This is a genomic window from Aciduricibacillus chroicocephali (genome assembly GCF_030762805.1).
Classification (GTDB): Bacteria; Bacillota; Bacilli; order Bacillales; family Amphibacillaceae; genus Aciduricibacillus; species Aciduricibacillus chroicocephali.
On the sequence record NZ_CP129113.1, the window covers coordinates 947,063 to 967,279 of the forward strand.

Annotated in this window: 20 protein-coding genes, 1 tRNA gene and 1 riboswitch; of the genes, 9 read left to right on the forward strand and 12 right to left on the reverse strand. The window is 38.2% G+C overall.

The window, feature by feature from the left end; all coding sequences use genetic code 11:
* Window positions 1-74 precede the first annotated feature (74 nt).
* A complete protein-coding gene (locus tag QR721_RS04975) occupies window positions 75-362 on the forward strand; it encodes a hypothetical protein (protein WP_348029351.1) in 288 nt (95 codons plus the stop codon).
* Here QR721_RS04975 and QR721_RS04980 read toward each other — a convergent pair.
* The 4 genes from QR721_RS04980 to QR721_RS04995 form a co-directional block, all read right to left on the reverse strand.
* Window positions 342-1,058 carry a DUF421 domain-containing protein gene (locus tag QR721_RS04980; protein WP_348029352.1) on the reverse strand — a complete coding sequence of 239 codons (717 nt, stop codon included), beginning with the start codon at window positions 1,056-1,058 and terminating at the stop codon, window positions 342-344. The two genes, QR721_RS04975 and QR721_RS04980, sit on opposite strands and share 21 nt — an antisense overlap.
* A gap of 121 nt (window positions 1,059-1,179) precedes the next feature.
* The gene (locus QR721_RS04985) at window positions 1,180-1,689 is read right to left on the reverse strand and encodes a YjcG family protein (RefSeq protein WP_348029353.1); all 510 of its coding nucleotides are present in this window, start codon (window positions 1,687-1,689) and stop codon (window positions 1,180-1,182) included.
* A gap of 222 nt (window positions 1,690-1,911) precedes the next feature.
* Window positions 1,912-3,708 (reverse strand): ABC transporter ATP-binding protein, encoded by a 1,797-nt coding sequence (locus QR721_RS04990; RefSeq protein ID WP_348029354.1) that lies wholly within the window; start codon window positions 3,706-3,708, stop codon window positions 1,912-1,914.
* Window positions 3,686-5,425, reverse strand: a complete 1,740-nt coding sequence (locus QR721_RS04995; RefSeq protein WP_348029355.1) for an ABC transporter ATP-binding protein — start codon at window positions 5,423-5,425, stop codon at window positions 3,686-3,688. Before QR721_RS04995 ends, QR721_RS04990 begins: the two co-directional genes overlap by 23 nt.
* A 297-nt stretch (window positions 5,426-5,722) precedes the next feature.
* Between QR721_RS04995 and QR721_RS05000 the strand changes: the two genes are divergently transcribed.
* The 3 genes from QR721_RS05000 to QR721_RS05010 all read left to right on the forward strand — a co-directional run bounded on the left by QR721_RS05000 (window position 5,723) and on the right by QR721_RS05010 (window position 10,474).
* Window positions 5,723-7,852 carry a sensor domain-containing protein gene (locus QR721_RS05000; protein ID WP_348029356.1) on the forward strand — a complete coding sequence of 710 codons (2,130 nt, stop codon included), beginning with the start codon at window positions 5,723-5,725 and terminating at the stop codon, window positions 7,850-7,852.
* 162 nt (window positions 7,853-8,014) lie between these two features.
* Window positions 8,015-8,087: transfer RNA gene (locus tag QR721_RS05005), tRNA-Val, on the forward strand.
* Between the two features lie 917 nt (window positions 8,088-9,004).
* A complete protein-coding gene (locus tag QR721_RS05010; RefSeq protein WP_348029357.1) occupies window positions 9,005-10,474 on the forward strand; it encodes an ATP-dependent nuclease in 1,470 nt (489 codons plus the stop codon).
* A gap of 629 nt (window positions 10,475-11,103) precedes the next feature.
* Here the strand turns inward: QR721_RS05010 and QR721_RS05015 are convergent.
* Entirely contained in the window at window positions 11,104-11,577 is a 474-nt protein-coding gene (locus tag QR721_RS05015; RefSeq protein WP_348029358.1) for a nucleoside deaminase, read from the reverse strand.
* 70 nt (window positions 11,578-11,647) lie between these two features.
* On the reverse strand, window positions 11,648-13,006 hold the full coding sequence (locus tag QR721_RS05020; protein ID WP_348029359.1) for a nucleobase:cation symporter-2 family protein: 1,359 nt from the start codon (window positions 13,004-13,006) through the stop codon (window positions 11,648-11,650).
* Between the two features lie 298 nt (window positions 13,007-13,304).
* On the opposite strand from QR721_RS05020, the gene QR721_RS05025 reads away from it, so the two are divergent.
* On the forward strand, window positions 13,305-14,048 hold the full coding sequence (locus tag QR721_RS05025; RefSeq protein ID WP_348029360.1) for a GntR family transcriptional regulator: 744 nt from the start codon (window positions 13,305-13,307) through the stop codon (window positions 14,046-14,048).
* Between the two features lie 291 nt (window positions 14,049-14,339).
* On the opposite strand, the gene QR721_RS05030 is transcribed toward QR721_RS05025, so the two are convergent.
* The gene (locus tag QR721_RS05030) at window positions 14,340-14,723 is read right to left on the reverse strand and encodes a YkvA family protein (RefSeq protein WP_348029361.1); all 384 of its coding nucleotides are present in this window, start codon (window positions 14,721-14,723) and stop codon (window positions 14,340-14,342) included.
* Between the two features lie 326 nt (window positions 14,724-15,049).
* On the opposite strand from QR721_RS05030, the gene QR721_RS05035 reads away from it, so the two are divergent.
* The 3 genes from QR721_RS05035 (at window position 15,050) to QR721_RS05045 (ending at window position 16,748) form a co-directional block, all read left to right on the forward strand.
* Window positions 15,050-15,607, forward strand: a complete 558-nt coding sequence (locus tag QR721_RS05035; protein ID WP_348029362.1) for a DUF4871 domain-containing protein — start codon at window positions 15,050-15,052, stop codon at window positions 15,605-15,607.
* Window positions 15,608-15,719: 112 nt separating this feature from the next.
* Complete coding sequence (locus QR721_RS05040) at window positions 15,720-15,923, forward strand: twin-arginine translocase TatA/TatE family subunit (protein WP_348029363.1); 204 nt, start codon at window positions 15,720-15,722, stop codon at window positions 15,921-15,923.
* A 162-nt stretch (window positions 15,924-16,085) separates the two neighbouring features.
* Window positions 16,086-16,748, forward strand: coding sequence for a reverse transcriptase-like protein (locus QR721_RS05045; protein ID WP_348029364.1), 663 nt, complete (start codon window positions 16,086-16,088; stop codon window positions 16,746-16,748).
* 40 nt (window positions 16,749-16,788) lie between these two features.
* Here the strand turns inward: QR721_RS05045 and QR721_RS05050 are convergent, their stop codons facing one another.
* Window positions 16,789-16,965, reverse strand: coding sequence for a YjzC family protein (locus QR721_RS05050; RefSeq protein WP_348029365.1), 177 nt, complete (start codon window positions 16,963-16,965; stop codon window positions 16,789-16,791).
* Window positions 16,966-17,082: 117 nt separating this feature from the next.
* Here QR721_RS05050 and QR721_RS05055 point away from each other — a divergent pair, with 117 nt between their 5' ends.
* Window positions 17,083-17,217: a hypothetical protein gene (locus QR721_RS05055; protein WP_348029366.1), complete on the forward strand. Its 135-nt coding sequence runs from the start codon at window positions 17,083-17,085 to the stop codon at window positions 17,215-17,217.
* 42 nt (window positions 17,218-17,259) lie between these two features.
* Here the strand turns inward: QR721_RS05055 and thiE are convergent, their stop codons facing one another.
* The 4 genes from thiE to thiW are packed head-to-tail and all read right to left on the reverse strand — an operon-like array spanning window position 17,260 to window position 19,974.
* Complete coding sequence (thiE, locus tag QR721_RS05060; RefSeq protein WP_348029367.1) at window positions 17,260-17,880, reverse strand: thiamine phosphate synthase; 621 nt, start codon at window positions 17,878-17,880, stop codon at window positions 17,260-17,262.
* Window positions 17,870-18,655 carry a hydroxyethylthiazole kinase gene (gene thiM, locus QR721_RS05065; protein WP_348029368.1) on the reverse strand — a complete coding sequence of 262 codons (786 nt, stop codon included), beginning with the start codon at window positions 18,653-18,655 and terminating at the stop codon, window positions 17,870-17,872. The genes thiE and thiM overlap by 11 nt, the downstream gene beginning before the upstream one ends.
* 5 nt (window positions 18,656-18,660) lie before the next feature.
* Window positions 18,661-19,458, reverse strand: a complete 798-nt coding sequence (thiD, locus tag QR721_RS05070) for a bifunctional hydroxymethylpyrimidine kinase/phosphomethylpyrimidine kinase (protein ID WP_348029369.1) — start codon at window positions 19,456-19,458, stop codon at window positions 18,661-18,663.
* A 6-nt stretch (window positions 19,459-19,464) separates the two neighbouring features.
* A complete protein-coding gene (thiW, locus tag QR721_RS05075; protein ID WP_348029370.1) occupies window positions 19,465-19,974 on the reverse strand; it encodes an energy coupling factor transporter S component ThiW in 510 nt (169 codons plus the stop codon).
* An 82-nt stretch (window positions 19,975-20,056) separates the two neighbouring features.
* Window positions 20,057-20,159, reverse strand: a riboswitch (TPP riboswitch).
* Between the last annotated feature and the right edge of the window lie 58 nt (window positions 20,160-20,217).

Sequence of the window (20,217 nt, forward strand, 5' to 3'; positions counted from 1 at the left end):
GCCAAATATCCATTATTAGTTCCGAATCATTAATTAAGAAGAAACAAACATCCAGAAATGAGGAGGCGGAGACAATGGGCTATATTGCACCAGTTACAAATTACCAGTATGCTGACTATCAGAAAAGGGTTACTGCTGAAAAGAGAGATCCAATCCATATAGAAAAGCCTTTTAAAGTCGTTTTGGAAACCCAATATGAAGAAACATATGACTCCGAAACGAAAGTTAGGAATGAACATAGATTGGAATCTTCAGAAAAACGCAATCCATACACTTTCGGCCAGTATGAGCCATCTTACTATAACAATGCTGCTGTAGCTGCGGTAACCGGAAAAGGGCAGTTATTCAGCGGCATGGTCTGATTCATCTTTGTTCAATCCTTTACCGTCTTGAGCCAATAATTTTTGATCGGGAGTCCATTCAGCATAAAATACATCTTTAACTCGCGTGAATCCTTGCTCTTTCAATTTTTGCATCAGCCATTTTTCATTACGACCCATTTCATTGAGATTGTCATGAATGATTGCTCCATCAATCACAAGGGTCATCGGAAGACGGACTGGTTTTGGAACAAGATTGTGATCTTGCCTATCTGCCATTTGGAAGTCGGACTTCTTCAGGACAGATAACGTTCCATCCGTTTCAAGGATAGCCGAATGAACCTCGGACACCGTAAATGCATTTTTTGCTCGAAGTAAATGCTGAAGCTGGTTAATATCGAGCTTATTTTTGCGCATGGAATCTCTAATAAGTTCTCCACGTTGGATAATGATTGCCGGTCTTCCTTCTAGGAAAGAGCGGGAACGGTTGAACTTCTGGGTAATCATTTCGGTACCATACATAAGAACGCTCCAGATGAAAATGACAAGCGCTATTTCGATAATTCCTGTATTCTTATCGAAGAGTGCATTTCCTATAAGGTCACCTAATACGAGTGCGGAAATAAAGTCAAAGGTCGTAATCTGGGAGATTTGCGTTTTACCCATGATTTTAGCAAAAATGAGCAGAGCAAAAAATCCGAAAACCATTTCATATATCATTGATAAATAAAACTGCATAGAGTTGATCCCTCCGTGAATTACTCAGATTCCTATGCTTTAGTCATCTCCCATCGATTGCAAAGCATACATAATAAAAACAGCCGACACCATGATATGGAGTCGGCTGTTTTTATTTAGTTCAGTTCCCGAGAACGAAGGAGTCGTACACTGTCCAAGATCCATTTTCAAGTTGATAAAGGAGATGGAAACGGTCAACTTTGTCTTGGAACTGGATTTTTTTCATGCGCAGGCTGCTGAAAACATCGGAGAATTCATCATCTGTCAAATTTTGGGCAATTGTAATATGCGGGACGAAGGAGTGTTTACCTTGAGCAGGGAAAATTCCTTCATGCATATGACTGTTCAAGTCGATGAGTGATTGGATAGGTTCCACTTTGAAATAGATCGTATTTGTGACTGGTGCAAAGGAGCTGACCTTATTGATATAGACTGTGAATGGTTTCGTGTCCTTCGCAATGTATCTCAGTTCAGTCGATAATTCCTTAATAAGCTCTTCTTCGGCTTCGAAAGGTGTTTTCAAAGTAATATGCGGAGGAATCAGCGAATAGTGGGGATCGTACCGCTTTCTGTACGAATTGGCTTCGTCCTGTACGGATTTGGATGGAAAAATGGCAATACCGAATTTCATGATAAAACCTCCTGTTCTCAAATTATACAAATATTCTTGCGGATGTACAACGTATATTTTGAATATTGCCGCTATGGCATTATGTGAATATAAGGAAGTGGACTTTTTTATTCTATGTTTCATTATATCAGAACATGACTCTGTAACTGACCAAATATAATCTCTATAGAAGTGCAAAACGAGCTTTCCATCTATTCCCAAAATATTCAAATGCTAAACATTTTAAACATAAAGTGATGCATATTTTCCTTTTTGTGAAATCAGTTGGGCATGTGTTCCTTGTTCAATAATCTGTCCGTGTTCTAAAACAATAATTTGGTCAGCCTCTTCAACTGTGTTCAGGCGATGGGCAATAACGAAGCTTGTACGATTCCTCATCAGTTCCTTTAAGGCTTGTTGGATATGCATCTCCGTGATTGTATCTATATTACTTGTCGCCTCATCGAGTATAAGGATTTCTGGTTCCTTCAGAAATGCTCGTGCAATTGCCAAAAGCTGTTTCTGTCCCTGACTGATGCCGCTGCCGGATTGGTCAAGCATCGTGTCATAGCCATTCGGTAAGGAGCTGATAAAATTATGTGCGTTCGCTTGTTTCGACGCAGCTATAACTTCCTCGTTTGTCGCATCTAACTTCCCATAACGGATATTTTCTCGAATAGAGCCTTTGAATAGGAATGTATCTTGAAGCACAATCGCCATATGTTGTCGCAAGCTTGTACGGCGGATGGAATTCAGTTCTATTCCATCTAGTTTTATGCTGCCTGAGTCGTAATCGTAAAAGCGGGCGATCAAGTTTGCAATTGTCGTTTTACCTGCTCCGGTATGTCCGACAAAAGCAACTGTCTGACCGGGAAGTACTTCAAAATTAATGTCTTTTAAAATGCTTCTTTCATCATATGCAAAGCCTACATTGTTAAAAGCAAAATGGCCATTTGTCTTTTTCAATTCTTTGCCTTCATCTTCCTTAAGATCCTCAGGTTGCTCATCAAGGACTTGAAAGACCCGTTCGGCTCCAGCAACAGCAGACAGGACGACATTGAACTGATTGGCAAGATCATTAAGCGGCCTTGTGAACTGGCGGGCGTATTCAATGAAAATGACAATAACACCAACTGTAATTGTACCTTTAACTGCAAGCCAGCCGCCAAATAAAGCGATAAGAGCGAAGCTTAAAAAGTTCAGCGTATTCATTACTTTAGGAATCAAGCCGGAAATTGCCTGTGCCCAAAAGCCTGATTGTTGTAAAGCTTCATTATGGTTTCTGAAATCTTCTGCAAATCGTGCTTCCTGAGAAAATAGACGGACTATTTTCTGACCATTGAATGTTTCGTCGACAAAGCCATTCATTTCTCCAAGGTCCTTTTGTTGCAGTTTATATAAAGGGCCAGTACGATTCGTAATCCATTTCGTTCCGATGAAGAGCAATGGAACGACAATCATGGTGACTACAGTTAGGAGAGGGCTCAGCATTAGCATAACGACTATTGTTCCGCAGAGTGTAAGTACACTTGAGAAAATCTGAATGACTGATTGATTCAATGTACTATTAACATTGTCAATATCATTCGTGACGCGACTCATGAGGTCCCCTTGTTTCCTTTTGTCATAATAGCTAATTGGAAGCCTGTGAAATTGTTCGAAAAGCTGCTGCCTAAGCTTATAGACAATGTTCTGGCCGATGCCGACCATCCAGTAATTCTGTAAGAAGGTGGCAAGAGCAAGCAAGATATAAACGAAAGCTAATGTACCGATCAACAGGCCAAGCCCTTTTGACATGCCGCCGCTAATATACTTGTCAATTCCACGTCCAACGAGGTACGGTCCAAGCAAACTGAATACTGTGCTTAGCAAAACCATGAAAATAACGATGATGAGCATTCGTTTTTCCTTGCCAAAATAGGACCAGAGACGCTTAATTGTTCCTTTTGCATCTTTGGCTCGCTTTTTGTCCTTGCCTTTGACGTCTTTAAGTGTAATTTTCTTTTGTTGGAAAGGCTCAGTCCATTGTTTGACGTTCACGCAAAGCTCCTCCTTCCGCTTGAGATTCTAAAATTGACTGATACAGACCGGATTGAGCAAGCAGTTCCTTATGTGGAGCAAGACCGACTGCCTTTCCGCCATCAAGCAGCATGACACGATCCGCATTTTTGGCTGTTCGAATTTTTTGGGTGATCAATAAAGTCGTACATTCATACTTATCCAGAGCTTTTAGCAATTTGGATTCTGTAGTGGTATCAAGAGCGCTTGTACTATCATCAAGCATAAGAATGAGAGGCTTGGCAATCAGAGCTCTGGCAATGGAGATACGCTGCTTCTGTCCACCGGAAAGATTCACCCCACGCTGCCCAATAACGGTTTCATAGCCAGATTCGAGGTTAGAGATCAAGTCATGAATCTGAGCGTCTTTTGCTGCCTGTTCCATTTCTTCATCTGTAGCATTCTCTTTACCAAAAAGGATGTTCTCGCGAATTGTTCCACTGAAGAGCATCGCTTCCTGAGGAACAAAGCCGATTGATTTACGCAAATGTGTCAGATCATATTCTGTTACCGGACTTCCATCAATCGAGATAACACCTTCATCCGGGTCAAATAGGCGGGGAATCAGTTCGAATAAAGTTGTTTTACCAGTTCCAGTCGTACCCATAATGGCGATCCGTTCACCAGTTTTTATCTTAAAAGAAATGCGGTTCAAGACTTTTTGCGGTTTGTCCGGGTATGCAAAGGAGACATCATTAAACTCAATTGAGCCAGTAAGAGGGATTTTTTTGGATAGCCCAGCTATTAACGGTTTCTGGTCATCTGCTGACAGAACAGCATCTACTCTGTTCACTGAAGCTTTAGCCCGGGAAATTGCAAGTGTAATGAAGGTGAAAGTGGAGACCATAATTGAAATTCGCAATGCATAATTGATGATTGCTACGACATCTCCGATTGAAGAATTGCCAGCAACTGACTCACGATGCCCGAACCAAAGAATAAATAGTAATGTGGCATTCATGATAACGAGCAGAAGAGGCATTGAAGCCTCAACAAACCGAAAAGTATTCCTTGTTTCATCTGCAAGTTTTCTATTTGCCGCTTTAAAGCGCTTTTCTTCATGCTTTCTGCGTACGAAAGCTCTAATCAACTTCATACCGGATAAATTCTCCTGCATGACCTGGTTCACTTCATCGACATTTTCCTGAACAGTATTGAAGCGTTCTCCAGCTTTTTTTAGTACCCAAAATAGAAAAATGAGAGCGGCTGGGACTGTAATTAAGAAAACAACAGCAATTTTTGCATCTAATAGAAAGGCCATAATGATTGAACCGATTATTGTCAGAGGAGCCTTTGCCATGATTCGCATGCCCATGAACAATGTATTTTGAATTTGCCGGATATCATTGGTGAACCTTGTGACAAGAGCAGACGCAGGGAAACGTGCCATATTCCTATATGAAAAATTTTGGACTTTATTAAAAAGGTCTGTTCGTAAATCAGAGCTGAAACGAATGGCGGCGAAAGAGCCATAAAAAGAATTAGCAAGTCCTGCTAGAAATGCTATAAGGGATATGCCAATCATGATCGTCCCCCAATACATGACAATGGACAAATCCTGGTGCAGGACACCTTCATTAATCATCTTTGCGAGCATTACAGGGAGAACAAGGTCGATTCCCATTTCCGCAATGGTGAGAATAAGAGCAAGCAAAGCAGGCAGGCGGTATGGTTTTAAGTAAGTAAGAATCAATTTCATGTTGCAATGCAATCCCTTCATGAATTCAAACTAATTTATCTTCCTATTATACTTGCATTTTTGATTGTTCAAAAATCTTATGACTTAATTAATAAAAACGTATCCTATTTTAGGTAATTTTTCATTGACGTGATAACTGGAAGGAAATACTATTTAATTATAGATAAAAATAAACGACTTTCTCCGCAGAAATGGCGGAGCTTCATAGATTGTACAGGTCAGGGCCTGGCTCGGCGCCATTCCTGTCATTTGCATGATGTTTCGGATTCGGCGAGGAATCTCAGGGGGGTTGCAAAATTGAGCACAACATCTGACACCGACGTACAAGGATTGCAACATCAAAAAGAGAGTGAACAATCGATACAGAGTCTGCTTAAAGATTTGCAAGATATTAAATATGCACTGGATCAGTCTTCTATTGTTGCAATTACAGATCAGCGAGGCAGAATTAAGTATGTAAACGATCATTTCTGCAAGATATCTAAATACAAACGTGATGAACTTCTTGGAAAGGATCATAGCCTTGTCAATTCCGGTTATCACGAAAAAGGCTTCTTTAAAGAGATGTGGGCAACAATTGGAAAGGGTCATATATGGAGAGGGGAAATTAGAAACAGGGCGAAAGATGGAACGCTTTATTGGGTGGATACAACGATAGTTCCTTACTTGAATGAGAAAGGAAAACCTTATCAGTATGTTGCAATTCGCAATGATATAACCAAGCGTAAGGAAATGGAAGAGAAAATTCGGGAGAGTGAAGAGAAATACAGGCTCATTACTGAGAATTCCGGAGATCTGATTTCTGTCATCGATAAAGAAGGAAATATTCGTTATTTGTCCCCTTCGCATGGTGAACTGCTCGGTACAAGAGTTGCCAATGATTTGACTGGGAATCTCCTTGATTGGATTCATGAAGAAGATCACAAGATGTTATGTGCAGAGCTAATCCTGCTCGCCGCAATGAAGAAAAAAACTTCTCACATTGAGATTCGAATTAAATCAAGCAGCAATATTTATCATGTCATGGATACGAGAATTAACCCTGTAAAAACAGAGGAAGGAATAAGAGATTTTGTTCTTATTATGCGAGATGTGACAGAGCGTAAAAACTCAGAAAAGATGATCTATCACCTCGCATATCATGACACGCTTACAGACCTTCCAAATAGACGTATGTACATGAATACTTTAAGAAAAGAAGTCCATGAGGCAAATGAGTCCCATACGAAATTTGCGGTCGTATTCATCGACCTTGATAATTTCAAGCATATTAACGACTCTTGGGGACATGAGAATGGAGATTATCTGCTGGCGGAAGTGGCTGCCAGAATGAAAAAATCAATTCGTGATTCGGACGTCGTAGCCCGATTCGGTGGAGATGAGTTCACAGTACTGTTACGTGATGTGCCAAGCCTGACTGTCTTGCATCAGATGGCGAAACGCATCCACAGTGATTTTCAGAAACCATTAGAGATTGATGGCCAGCGCTATACACCGTCCTGCAGCATGGGAATCGCTCTATATCCCGAACATAGTATAGATGCAGATGATTTACTGAAAAAAGCTGATACAGCATTGTATACAGTTAAAGAACGCGGACGAAATGGATATGCAATATTTGATGAGAAGATGGAGCGCAAGTCACTTGAAATTATTCTGATGGAAAATGAAATGCAAAAAGCAATTGAGCATGATCAATTCCATATTGATTATCAGCCTAAGATGGATTTGGCTTCAAATAAATTGATCGGTATGGAAGCGCTCGTTCGCTGGAAGCACCCGGAGCTCGGTCTTATTCCACCGAACAAGTTCATACCGCTTGCCGAAGATTGTGGTCTGATTATGAAGCTCGGGGAATGGGTTCTTAGACACAGCTGCGAACAGAATAAGAAATGGCAGGACAAAGGCTACGAACCGATAGTCGTTTCCGTAAACCTTTCACCATACCAGGTCATGCATCCAGCTATTGTTCAGAGGATAAAGGATGTCCTTGCCGATACAGGGATGAATCCTAAATGGCTCGAACTGGAAGTGACTGAGAGTATTTTTACCAATGTGGACCATGCTTCCGGCGTATTACAAGAGCTGAGAGACCTCGGCATTCAAATTTCCATTGATGACTTTGGAACCGGATACAGCTCGTTCAGCTATATTAAAAATCTGCCGGTAGATACTTTGAAAATAGATGCTTCATTTATCCAAGACATCGATCAGAACAAAGAAAGCCAGGCAATCGTTCAAGCGGTTCTTGCTGTCGCCAAAACACTTGGAATCGGAGTTATTGCAGAGGGGATTGAAAGCAGTGACCAGCTTGGGGTTCTATTGGAAGATGGTTGTGCTCAGGGGCAAGGCTACTTCTTCAGTAAACCACTCCCTAGTGAAGACTTTGAAAGCTATTTGAAAGGTGCTGGACCAGACTCGGATTAAATTAAGTAAGTAATAAGAGTACCGGATTTCCTATTTTGGTTAAGATTCTGGGGAAATTCGGTACTTAATTTAAATATGAAATGAATAGCTAAATATATTAAAGAATTGTTGACTTCATTTTAAATCTCATGTATATTATTAACTGTAATACATATCCCATGCGATTCCTTAGCTCAGCTGGGAGAGCGCTACCTTGACAGGGTAGAGGTCGCTGGTTCGAGCCCAGTAGGAATCATCGAGTGAGAAGAGCTTGAAATCCTTTATTTGTAAGGGGTTTGAGCTCTTTTTCTGTTTCCATTTATAGTGTTTTATAATATTGTAAGCGGGGCGTGGCATGATTTGTTTAACGGATGCTATTCTCTAAATAAAATACTATCCAATCGGAGCCGAGCTAGTTGCTGCATACTCTAGTAGTTAAGCAATTATACGGCAAGAATATGAAACGAAAAGCCAATAATAATAAATCCTCAAAGTTACAAATCCATAATAAAAGCTGTAAATTCTTTAGTTCAAGAGGATTCGGAACCCTAGAGTACCTAAATAGATACTTTGTTATACGGAACAAGATGCGAAATGCTATAATGTTTATTATATTCACAGTTATGTAATTTTTATCATTTATGGTAATTTTGTATAATTTACAATCACTGATTGGCGGTTTGGAATATATGCTTAAGTGCAAAGCTGGGAACCTCGATGATGCTGCTGTTTTATACCTGAGTTTCTTCAACTTATCATTAGCTTAAATAAGCATATGCAGTTTCGCCCACATACATAATGATAAGCATCATTGACCTTAGCCAATCGAAACACTTCCGTACTTTTACTGCAAGAAGTCGTTCCCACTTCTCTAAGACTAGCAATTCAGTCTGAAAACAGCAGTAAAGACCTTGCCTAATGATTGCTACGTTGATTTTCTGCATTGGCTCAACTAACCTTATCTGTTATTTATCGTGATTTAAGGGCGTTCCCACGGTTATGCTTTTAAGTAATTTTTCATGTCGAACTACTGAAACGAAAGCGTTTTGACAGAGGTGGTAGCTCTGACTCAAAAGGGATTTATTCTTTTTAAAATAAACAAAACCTTTTAATAAGAAAAATGCAATATTAAATTTTCGTTAACGGAAAGAATCAAATGTAACGGAGGCAAAGATGTATATAAAATCTATGAAGGCACAAAATTTCAGGTCTTTGAAGAATGTCAAAATTGAATTCAAACCAGGATTTAATCTAATCATTGGGAAAAATAACACGGGTAAATCAAATATTTTAAAGCTTCTACAACGCATCTTTGTAGATGACTGTAAATTTTCTCAAAGTGATTATTCGAAAATTAATAATACTAATCAAATGGCACCAGAATTTGTCATTGAAACATCCCAAGGTAATTACATGAAGAATAATGAAGCTTATTACGCTGGTTCAAAAGTAAGTTTTAATGATTTCTTAAATAAGTTGGGTGATTGGCATTTAATATTTATTGATATTCAAAAAGAGTATAGTGATTTTATAAAACTCGTTTTTGAGGAGTACAATAATTTAGATAAGAACAGCAAAACTATACTTGATACTCAAATTAACATAGACTTTAGTGAAGTTATGGGGATGGGTAATTCAATATATTTCAAAGAAGACTCGATTTACGTAATTGATGAGTATGCTGATACCTCGGAGTTGGAAAATAAAAGTACTGGTGTTCAAAGAGTGGCATTATTAATTTGTTTAATAAATTTATTTAAGATTAAGAAGAAAATAAGTCACTATATACTGTTAATTGACGAACCAGAAGGAAACTTACATGTTAAGTCACAAAAGAAAATGCTTGAATTACTAAAAAGCTTTAGTGAAGATCATCAAGTTATAATCTCTTCACATTCCACAATTTTTATGAAGGATTTAGATTTAGATGCTGTAAATTATATTGATAGAGATAAGAACACTGGATCCTATGTTGACAATAAGAATCTCGGCTTGGAAAACTTTAAAAAAATTAGAGATGTACTAGGTCTGGATTTGAGTGATACTTTGTTCCTGAATAAGAATATTGTTGCTGTAGAAGGGATGAGTGAAGTCATTCTACACTCCTACATATATGATAGACTAAATAAAAACAAGTCTGACTTCACCTTTTATACTATTGAAGGCGCTGATAATGCGCTTCAGAATATCATAGCTTTAAAACAGGTATTAAATAAGGACCTAATAATTATTCTTGATAACGATTCTAAGGGTATTAAGATAGCAGAAGATATTAGGAAAAATACCTTTGTTAACAAGTCTAGAATATTTATGCAACCTAACGATACTATTAAAGGTGAATTGGAAGATCTTTTCCCTAAAGATTTTATTAAAATAGTTATAAGCAAATTTATAGAGCTTCAGCGTAGTGTAATTACAAAAAACTTGGGCGAAAACGCAGAGGAAAAATTAAATGGTTATATTGGAAAAATAGAAAGCTTCGACAAGTTTTCAGAAGTCGAAAGAATAGGAGAGGGAGACAGTTCTTATATATTTAAAGGGCAGTCTTTTGTGAAATTTATTAAAAGGAATCTAGAAGAACTAAACGATGAAGACTTTCATTCTACTGTAAAGGAATTTGAGCTATTATACGATCAATTTTAAAAAAGGTTGAAGTAATTTTTATTTAAACAAGCTCAAATAATACTGGCATCATCGTGGGCATTAATATATGAAACGCTAAATAACAAACTAACATTTAAAATTACAACTCAACAATAAAAGCCACAAATCCCTTGTTGCAAAAGGACTTGCAGCTATTGTCGGTAACAATAAAACACTAACGATAATTGACGTCACGCCTTTGACAGGGTAGAGGTCGCTGGTTCGAGCCAAGTAGGAATCATCGAGTGAGAAGAGCCTAAATTCCTTTAGTATTAAGGAGTTTGGGTTCTTTTTCTGTTTCCTAGCGTATTGATTTTTCTATTAAAATGTGATTGAGGTGTTTCGATTTCAATAACGGTATTGATTTAATACACCCTTCTCTATATTTACAGCGCAATTGTTATTTGAATTGAAAATATATCTGTGAGTATCTCAATAAGACTTTTGAAAATAAGGGCATTGACTTTGAAAGCCCCCTGTCACTAAAATTAAAATCCGTGACAGAGGGGGAGTGTAGTATTACATCTATATTTTACTCTAAAGTTGTGAACTTTGATCATATTGTATTTGACCTATATCAGTTTTGCCCACATACATAATTAGCGTTATTCGTAACTATTTACCGAAAATCACCAGAATCCTTTATGTGCTTCAATGACAAGCTCTTCAATTTCAGGAAATGGACCTAAAACCTCTATTTTCTTTTGTCCTCTTGCAAAAACTTCGCGGCATGGTAAATCAAAGGTTGGATTTTGCACATTATTACCCGTCAATTCTAGTAATCGTTTTTCAGTAATACCGTATACTATTTTGCCAATATTACCCCAATAAGCTGAACCAGCACACATTGCACATGGCTCTGCAGTTGAGTATAGTGTGCATTTATTTAAAAATTGTTTATCGTATTTCTTAGAGGCCTGAATCATCGCTTGTGTTTCTGCATGCCCGGCACAGTTGGATTCTGTGATCTCTATATTTTCCTGTTCTATAATTACTTCGCCACTTGGTCCTGTAATAAGTGCACCAAATGGTGTATTACCATTTTTTCTTGCTTGTTTAGATAACTCAACACAGCGCTCCAAAAGCTGTAAGTGATTATTCATACTATTACTCCCTTTCTCAAAAATATTAGTATTAGGTAATACCTTTATTTAAAGCCGAAAAATTGAGATTTTATGAATCTGTACTCTGAACTATTTTGGAATTTGTGGGAAAGGACTTCGAGAATATTTCACGGTAATTGAATAGCAAATTAAGGAGAATTGCTATAAATGTACCTGTGAAAATTCCATTTCCCAATAGTGTCTCTATAATTTCAGGCATTTTACTGAATAATCCTGGTACTGCTTCAACTCCGAGACCTGAACCAATACTACAAGCTACAACTAGTAAATTATTAGTATTAGACAAATCAACTTCACCAATCATTTTTACACCTGTAGCTCCGATCATTCCAAACAATGCAAGCATCGCTCCTCCAAGTACAGGGGAAGGTACAATAGTGGCCAAAGCTGAAAACTTAGGGATAACGCCTAGTATAATTAGGAACAATGATGCTGAAATTACGACGTAACGACTTCTCACTCCCGTAATCGTCATGATACCTGCATTTTCTGAGAAGGTTACATAAGGAAATCCATTAAAAACCGCCCCTAGTACTTGGGCAATTCCTTCAGCGCGAACCCCTTTAGAAATATCTTTCGTACTAATCTTTGTCTCACATAAATCTTCTACAAGTCTATACATACCTACAGATTCTACTATGGCTACAGTTGCAAATATACTCATAGTTAAAGCGCCTGTTAACGTAAATTTAGGCATCCCAAAGTAGAAGGGGGTAATAACCCTGAACCAAGGGGAGTCACCTACAGCTGTTAAATCAACCATTCCCATAAAGCCGCCAATAATCGTCCCAACGATAAGCCCTATCAGAATTGCTATGGCTTTAAAGAAACCTTTAAAGAACTTATTAACAAGGAGAATGATCAATAATACAAAGGTGGCTAGTAAGTAGTTTTTCGGCTCTCCAAAAGAAGGGGACCCCTGGCCGCCAGCCATATCTTGTAATGCGATTGGAGTTAGTGATAAACCTACAATTGTAACAAGGCAACCGCTAACAAGTTTTGGAAAAAACTTTATAAGCTTTACTACGAAGAATGAAAGGAAGAATATAAAGGTACCTGAGATCAGGATAGCTCCATACATAGCAGGAAGCCCTTCGCTACCAGCAACCATAATCATGGCAGGCAGTGTAATTACAGCAGCACCCATTATAATTGGTAATCGAATCCCGATAAATTTTCCAAAACCAACAACTTGCAGTAAGGTTGCAATCCCGCAAGTAAATAGATCTGCTGATATTAGAAACGCAATATCAGCTGCTGACAGGTTAATTGCAGCACCAAGTATTAACGGTACTATTACCGCTCCGGAATACATTACAAGAACATGTTGGAAACCCAATATACCCAAGGTTTGTACTGGTAATTTTTCATTAATCACATCTTTCTTATTCAAATTATTCTTTCCCAAGCTCATCACCCCTCGTTTTGATTTTGGTAAAAGGTATTACCTGTTACAAGGTATGATTAGCAAGGGGATAAATGACACATAATTTAATGCCCACAAGAAACAAATAAGGTATAAACCAGATTTCAACCCCCGTATTATATGATTTTCTTTATATATAAGGAGTAAAGTAATTTAACAGGGTTCTATACCAATTAAAGCGAAATATTTATAGAGTAATATGATTAAACTAAATACAATTAATTGAATTAACAACTTGTTTCACAAGAGAACCTAATTTTGACAAAGGAGGTAGTTCTAAATGAAAAAAATAAAACCAATTGACTTAGCTGTTGCCACTGAGAAAGCCATTATGGAGTATATTCATTCACTTGATCTTGGGAAATCAAATAAACTACCTAGGGAGGAAGAATTAGCTAAACGATTGGGGGTCAGCAGAATTACTGTTAGGAGTGCATTGGCACAATTGGCAGCAGAGGGGACAATCTTTAGGAAACAAGGCAAAGGTACATTTGTCAATACAGAGGCGATACAAATCCAAGTCAACTTTAGTCCAATTGAAGATTTCCGTAAGGTGATTATTAAAAGTGGATACAAGGTGGAAACTGAAATAAGACAAATCACAGTCAGAGGTGCTACAAGTAATGAATCTTTGGAACTTGATATTCCCGTAAATTCCGAAATAATTATTATAGATAAAATTTTTTTCGCGGACAAACACGCAGCAATATATTGTATAGACCGCATTCCTACTGCTCTGTTTGTCGGAAAAATCAATAAAACTAATATGTCCCTTCCACAGGCAGAACTGGTAAAAAAACATATGAATCGTAAAATAATTTGGGATAAGGTCGAGTTGCTTACAACAACTACTAGTGAGATTCCTGATCTGGAGAGATATTTCGAATCCAGACAAACAAATTCACTTCTTAAGTGTAATGTAGTGAATTTTGACGAAGATGATAAACCAATCATTTATTCAACAGAATATATCAATACTGATTTAATTAAATTTAATTTAATCAGAAAAAAAAGTGGTTACTGAAAATAAAAATATTATCTGTTTAAACAACATAAGAATTTTAGAAATGACTTTACGCTACTTTACAAGTAACGGTCGCTGGGATGAACCCGGTAAGAATAATCACGAAATCCCCTTCAAACATTTTAGTTATGATGGGGTTTTTTATTTTGTCTATATATCAAACAATAATATGTAATGGATTGCTTGTCGGCGAGTTAAAAAGTAGTTGATCAAAAATAATATACGATGATCTCTATTTTTCTATCCTTATAAATAATATCTTTCTGAATCGATGGCTTTATTCAAGCTTCCTTATAAAAGATATTTCATAACAATTTTACCAATCCAAACTGCAAACAGAAGCCAGATTAGTATAAACAAACTGCCCATAAGCCAATTTTTTGGTTTTCCTTTTCTTCTTAGATCTTCTGCTTTTTCTCTATTCTCTTCTAGAACATTGGAGGGAATTATCTTAAGTGATATCGAAATACCAAGTGGAACGATGATTAAATCATCTAAATAACCTAGGACTGGAATGAAATCTGGGATCAAATCTATTGGACTAAAAGCATAGGCAACTACACAAATAACAAAAACTTTTGCAAACCAGTGAGTTCTATCATCCTTATATGATAAGAACAGGACGTATAATTCCTGCTTTAATCTTTTAGCGAATAGTTTAAGTCTTGAAATCACATCGCTTACCTCCTTTTTTTATAAATATAAAGCATGCTATGGCTAAAGGAAATAAGTTTTTAGCTATTAGTACTATTGAATTAGTAACTTAATGGGAAAATTTTATATGTGAGTAAAGGGTGATGTTCTGAAAATGAAAAAAAGAAAGAGTAGATGAGGGAACACTCAATTAACTTTTGTCTTTAAATAATAATTTCTTACAAATAATTGAATATTATGTATATAATATTCATAAGGATTGAGTGTCTACAGAAAGGAAAATAAATCAACTGTCCAAAAGATATTGGAATTTTACTTTGAATATAAAGAAAAGCAGGGGAATGAATATGCTGAGGAAAAATGGAATTCTTTCCTTTCTAGCAATTATGCTGTTGATAATATTTGCTGGATGTAAAGGAACAGATGATAATTTAATTGAGGAAAATGAAGATTTTAGAGAGGAAGTAAAAAGCAAAAATACAATTAAGATTCCAAACGATATCCCAGGGTTTGTAAAAATGAGTGATTTTCAAGATATCGATTGGTCCAAGAAGGCAACATATATTGATGGTGGTGATTTGATTGGTAATAAGGGGAAAGCAGCAATTCTTGGAGCGGATGCTTCGCCAATCAATAATACGCCAAAATGGATGTGGCTTCTATGGGGTGTAAAAGATGTTGACCTGACAGTGATCGGTTATGAAAAATATTCAAATACAGTTAGCAAAGTTCTAACTGGCGGTTGGACCGAGCCTGTTGCGGGAGAAAACGATGGAGCGGATGCCCATTTGCCATCAAACGTAGAGTTGCCGAAAGCGGGCAACTGGGCCATGCTTCTCTATTGTGATGGAAAGTTGTTTGATACTATAATTTTAGATGTTAAAAAAATAGTTCATACCAATTAATATCTTATCTATTACAAAAAATTCAAATAAATTTTAGGTAGGCGGACATGTTACGCCCATTTCATGTATAATGGATACAAGCTAGATCATTTTGAAGTGAGGTGCAAACAACATGGGTATTGGAAACATTGGAATTCCCGGTTTGATTCTTATTCTTGTTATGGCGCTCATTATTTTCGGGCCGAAAAAATTACCGGAGATTGGTAAAGCGGCAGGTGAAACGCTTCGTGAATTCAAGAATTCAGCAAGCGGCCTCATGAATGATCATGAGAAGAAGGATGCAAATAACAAATCCGACAAACAGGAACAGCAATAATCGCCGTTAATCTGTTACGTCGAATAATGTTAAATCATATGAAGTATATTCAGCGACTGGCAGTAAAAGCCAGTCGCTTTCATTTTACGTAAAGTCTTTTTTTGTCTAGTTGAAATTCAAGAGGGGAATACTTTAATTGGATACAAAGGAGGGCAACAATACATGCAAGTAAAAATACAGATGCTTTATAGTACTCCAAAAAATGTAGTGACTACTTTCGTTTCAGAACCATTGCCAGCTGGGGAGGCTATTGTGATGGTGGAAGATATGCAAAAAACAGGGCGGATCAGTAATATATTGTTTGTTGACAACAAAGAGCAGGAGTGGAACTTGAAAGAGCTGAAAAAACTTCTAGAAGGAATTGAGGAAGAGCCACATGACATTACCATCTACTTTGATGGCGGATATGATATCGAATCTGGTCGTGCAGGGCTTGGTTGTGCCATTTATTATAAGCAAAATGGAAAATCGTATCGAATTCGAAAAAATGCGCTTGTAGATGAACTGTCATCTAATAATGAAGCTGAATATGCCGCACTTCACCTAGCTCTTAAAGAACTGGAGTATATGGGAGCACGTCATATAGAAGTGAATATTATTGGAGACTCAAAAGTTGTCATTCATCAACTCAATGGTGAGTGGCCTGTTTATGAAGAAACATTATCTGAATGGGCTGATAGAATTGATGCGAAGCTTGAACAGCTTGGTTTTGAGCCCCATTATGAGGCAATATCAAGAAAAGGCAATAGGGAGGCAGATCAGCTTGCGGGGCAGGCTTTGCGCGGAGAAGAAATGTTCAGTACATTGGAATTAGAACAAAAGTAAGGAGGGACAGCTCAGTAATAGCTGCCCCTCCTTACTCTTCTTAGTTCTTTTCATAAGTCCAGACACGGTTCTGATTTCTCGTCTCGGGAAACTTGTCACCTGTCTCCATCTTCAACATTTGCGGATTTTGTACGCTTGTGCCAGTCTCTCCGATTTCTACATAGAGCCCATTTTTAGGAGCTTTTTGACCCGCTCTAAATTGTGTTGGTTCACCCATTTGTATGACCCCTTTCTGTCATGAAATGCATTCTTATCATGTTCAATTGAGAAAAAAATCATGCATGAGGATGAAGAAGGAGTAAGAGGGACAAAATACAGTAAAAGGGGTGAAATAATGTCTGAACAGAACAAGAACCGTAACAAAGATAAGGGTAAGCAGAATAATAAGAATAAACATGATCGTAACGGTGACACAGTAGAATTTGCAGAGGAAAGTGTATTTAACGTGGACAAAAAGAAGCGTAAATAAATAAACCCCTCATTCCAATTGGAGTGAGGGATTAATTTATTTTTAGAGTTGATCAATGGTTTCTTGTACATTTTTAGAGCGGGTAATCGCTGAGATGATAGCAACACCGTCTGCGCCGGCCTCAAGAACGGACTGGGCATTCTCCGGCTTAATACCACCGATACCGACAATCGGTTTGTCAGGATAAAGGACGCGGAGCTGCTCGATCCATTCAACACCTGTTGCCTGCTTTGCATCTACCTTTGTCGCAGTCCAGAATACAGGACCTGCACCGAGATAGTCGGCGTATTCAATTTGAGGTGATTTCGCTTCTTCCATATTGGAGACAGAGAGACCGATAATTAAGTCTGGATATTTGGCACGAATCTCATCAGCTTTTGCATCCTGCTGACCAAGATGGATGCCATCTGCTTCAAGGAAATCAATGAGTTCAATATCGTCGTTGATAATAAAAGGGATATTATAACGTTTACATATATCACGAAATCTTTTGCCAAGTCTTATTTTGTCACCACCAAAAACTGAACCAGGACCTTTTTCGCGGAATTGAAATGCGGTAATCCCTGAACGGGCAGCTTCTTCTAGTAACATGCCTGGTGCCCGTACACAGTTCTGGCTTCCCATGACAAAATATTTGCGGAGCTGTTTTCTGTCAAATATCATTAGAGAATCCCTCCTTCATATCAAGAATATCATATGAAAGTGCGTCTATAAAATATGGAAGGAATGTACCGGGACCATGCACTTGAGGGTGATTTGCAGCATGTTGAGCTGCCAAACCGTAAAAAGCAACAGCAGTGCCAATTTTTTTAATTGTATCTGCTTTAACAGTAAGGCAGGCTGCAATAATGGAACCTAACAGACAACCACCGCCCGTTATTTTTTCCAAAAGAGGGTGGCCTGTACGGTTCTTAAAAGTATCTTTCCCCACAGCAATATAGTCGATCTCTCCAGTTACAACTGCTGCTGTTCCATATTTCTTGGCAACAGTAAGTGCTACTTTTTCCGCATCGCCACTGCCAATAGCATCTACTCCGCGTGTTTGCCAAGGAATATCGGCAAGATATGCCATCTCTCCGGCATTGCCTTTAATAACATCCATTTTTACATTATCTAGTATTGTTTTTCCTGCTTCTTTATTGAATACTGAACCAGCAATTCCAACGGGATCAAAGACTACAGGTATCCCTAATTCATTTGCAGTTTGGCCTGTCTTCACATATGTTTCTATGTCTATACGGGTTAGCGTACCCATATTGAGCAGGACAGCATTGGATTTTGTTGTGATTTCTGGTGCAGATTCAATGTACTTCGCCATTATGGGCGTGCCTCCAAAAGAGAGAAGGCCATTGGCACTAAAATTCATTACGACTTGATTTGTTAGATGATGAATTAGAGGTGTATGAGCTCGTACTTGATCGAGTATTTTCTGTTCCATGATCTTCAACCTTCAATCCGAGGAGCCCAATGATTCGTCGGCCCATTGCCTTTACCGATATTAAAGGAATAACGAATGGCTTCTGTAATATATTTTTTCGACAGTTCTACCGCCTCATATAGTGAAAGGCCTTTTGCAAGATATGCTGTTATCGCCGCAGAGAGGGTGCAACCTGTACCGTGAGTGTTTTTCGTGTTGATTCTTTCGGAAGTGAAAGTGTGCATTGTTTTGCCATCAAACAGTACATCTGCCGCCTGATCATTTAAGTGCCCGCCTTTGACGAGAGCTGATTGTGCTCCATAACGGCTTACAATTGCTGCCGCTGCATCTTTCATATCATCAAGAGTTTTTATTTCAACGCCTATAAGACTCTCTGCTTCTGGAATGTTTGGTGTTACAATTTTAGCGAAGGGCATAAGTCTGTCACGGAGGAAAGTACGTGCATCTTCATGGATCAATGAATCACCGCTTGTAGCGACCATTACAGGGTCCATCACATAGGGAACACCGATTTCAGGAATTTTCCTCTCAAGGAGTTCCATCATTTCCAGGTTGGCAATCATGCCTGTTTTGAAAGCATCGACAGGAATATCAGAGATAACAGAGTTAATCTGACTTTCAATCAAATCAATTGGCTGGTGGAGTACTTTTTGTACACCAGTTGTATTCTGAGCCAAAACAGAAGTAATGACGGTCATGCCGTACGTTCTTAATTCCTGAAAGGTTTTTAAATCTGCTTGAATCCCAGCACCGCCAGTTGGGTCAGTACCTGCAATTGTTAATGTACAATTTACGTTTTTCATTCAAATTCACCTCTTTTTGAATTGGGTCAGTCTACTTGTAGAAAAAACATTTTTTCGAAGTCTGACAGTAAGAAAGAGCCCGATTATCGCTCCAGAAATACTGCTTATAAGAAAAGATGGCATGAAGAAAAAAACACCAAAAGATGTATGCATAAAAAATTTCGCGAATGGAATAGCAACTAATGAGGCAACAATACCTGTTCCAATAATTTCTCCTATGGCTGCAAAAGAAGGACGGCCGCTTAATCGGAACAGGATACCCGCGAATAAAGCGCCAATCATTCCTCCTGGAAAAGCGAGCAGAGAACCAATTCCAAGCATATTGCGTACAAGGGCCATTACGAAAGCTGCCAAAACAGCAGGACCGGGGCCGAACAGGATGGCGGCGATGACATTCACTGCATGCTGGACTGGATATGCTTTTGCAATGCCGGCAGGGAACCAGAGAAACTGAGAGCAGAGTGTACCGATTGCGATAAGAGCAGCAAGGGCTGCCATTACATTTACTCTTTTCAAATGGCAAAATCCTTTCATATTCATATAAAAAAGCCGGTTTCAGCTGAAACCGGCTTTTGAGGGTATGCGAAATTGAACGGAATTAAATCCGCATCTACTTCCCTCCGCTGGTATGAGCCAGATCAGGTTCTTAAGGGTTGGATGTATCCTCTCAGCCTTTATAGTGGGCACCCCTAGTAGCTTGATAGTTTATTCATTAATCAGCCATAGCATAACATAGGCATGAACCAAAAACAAACTATA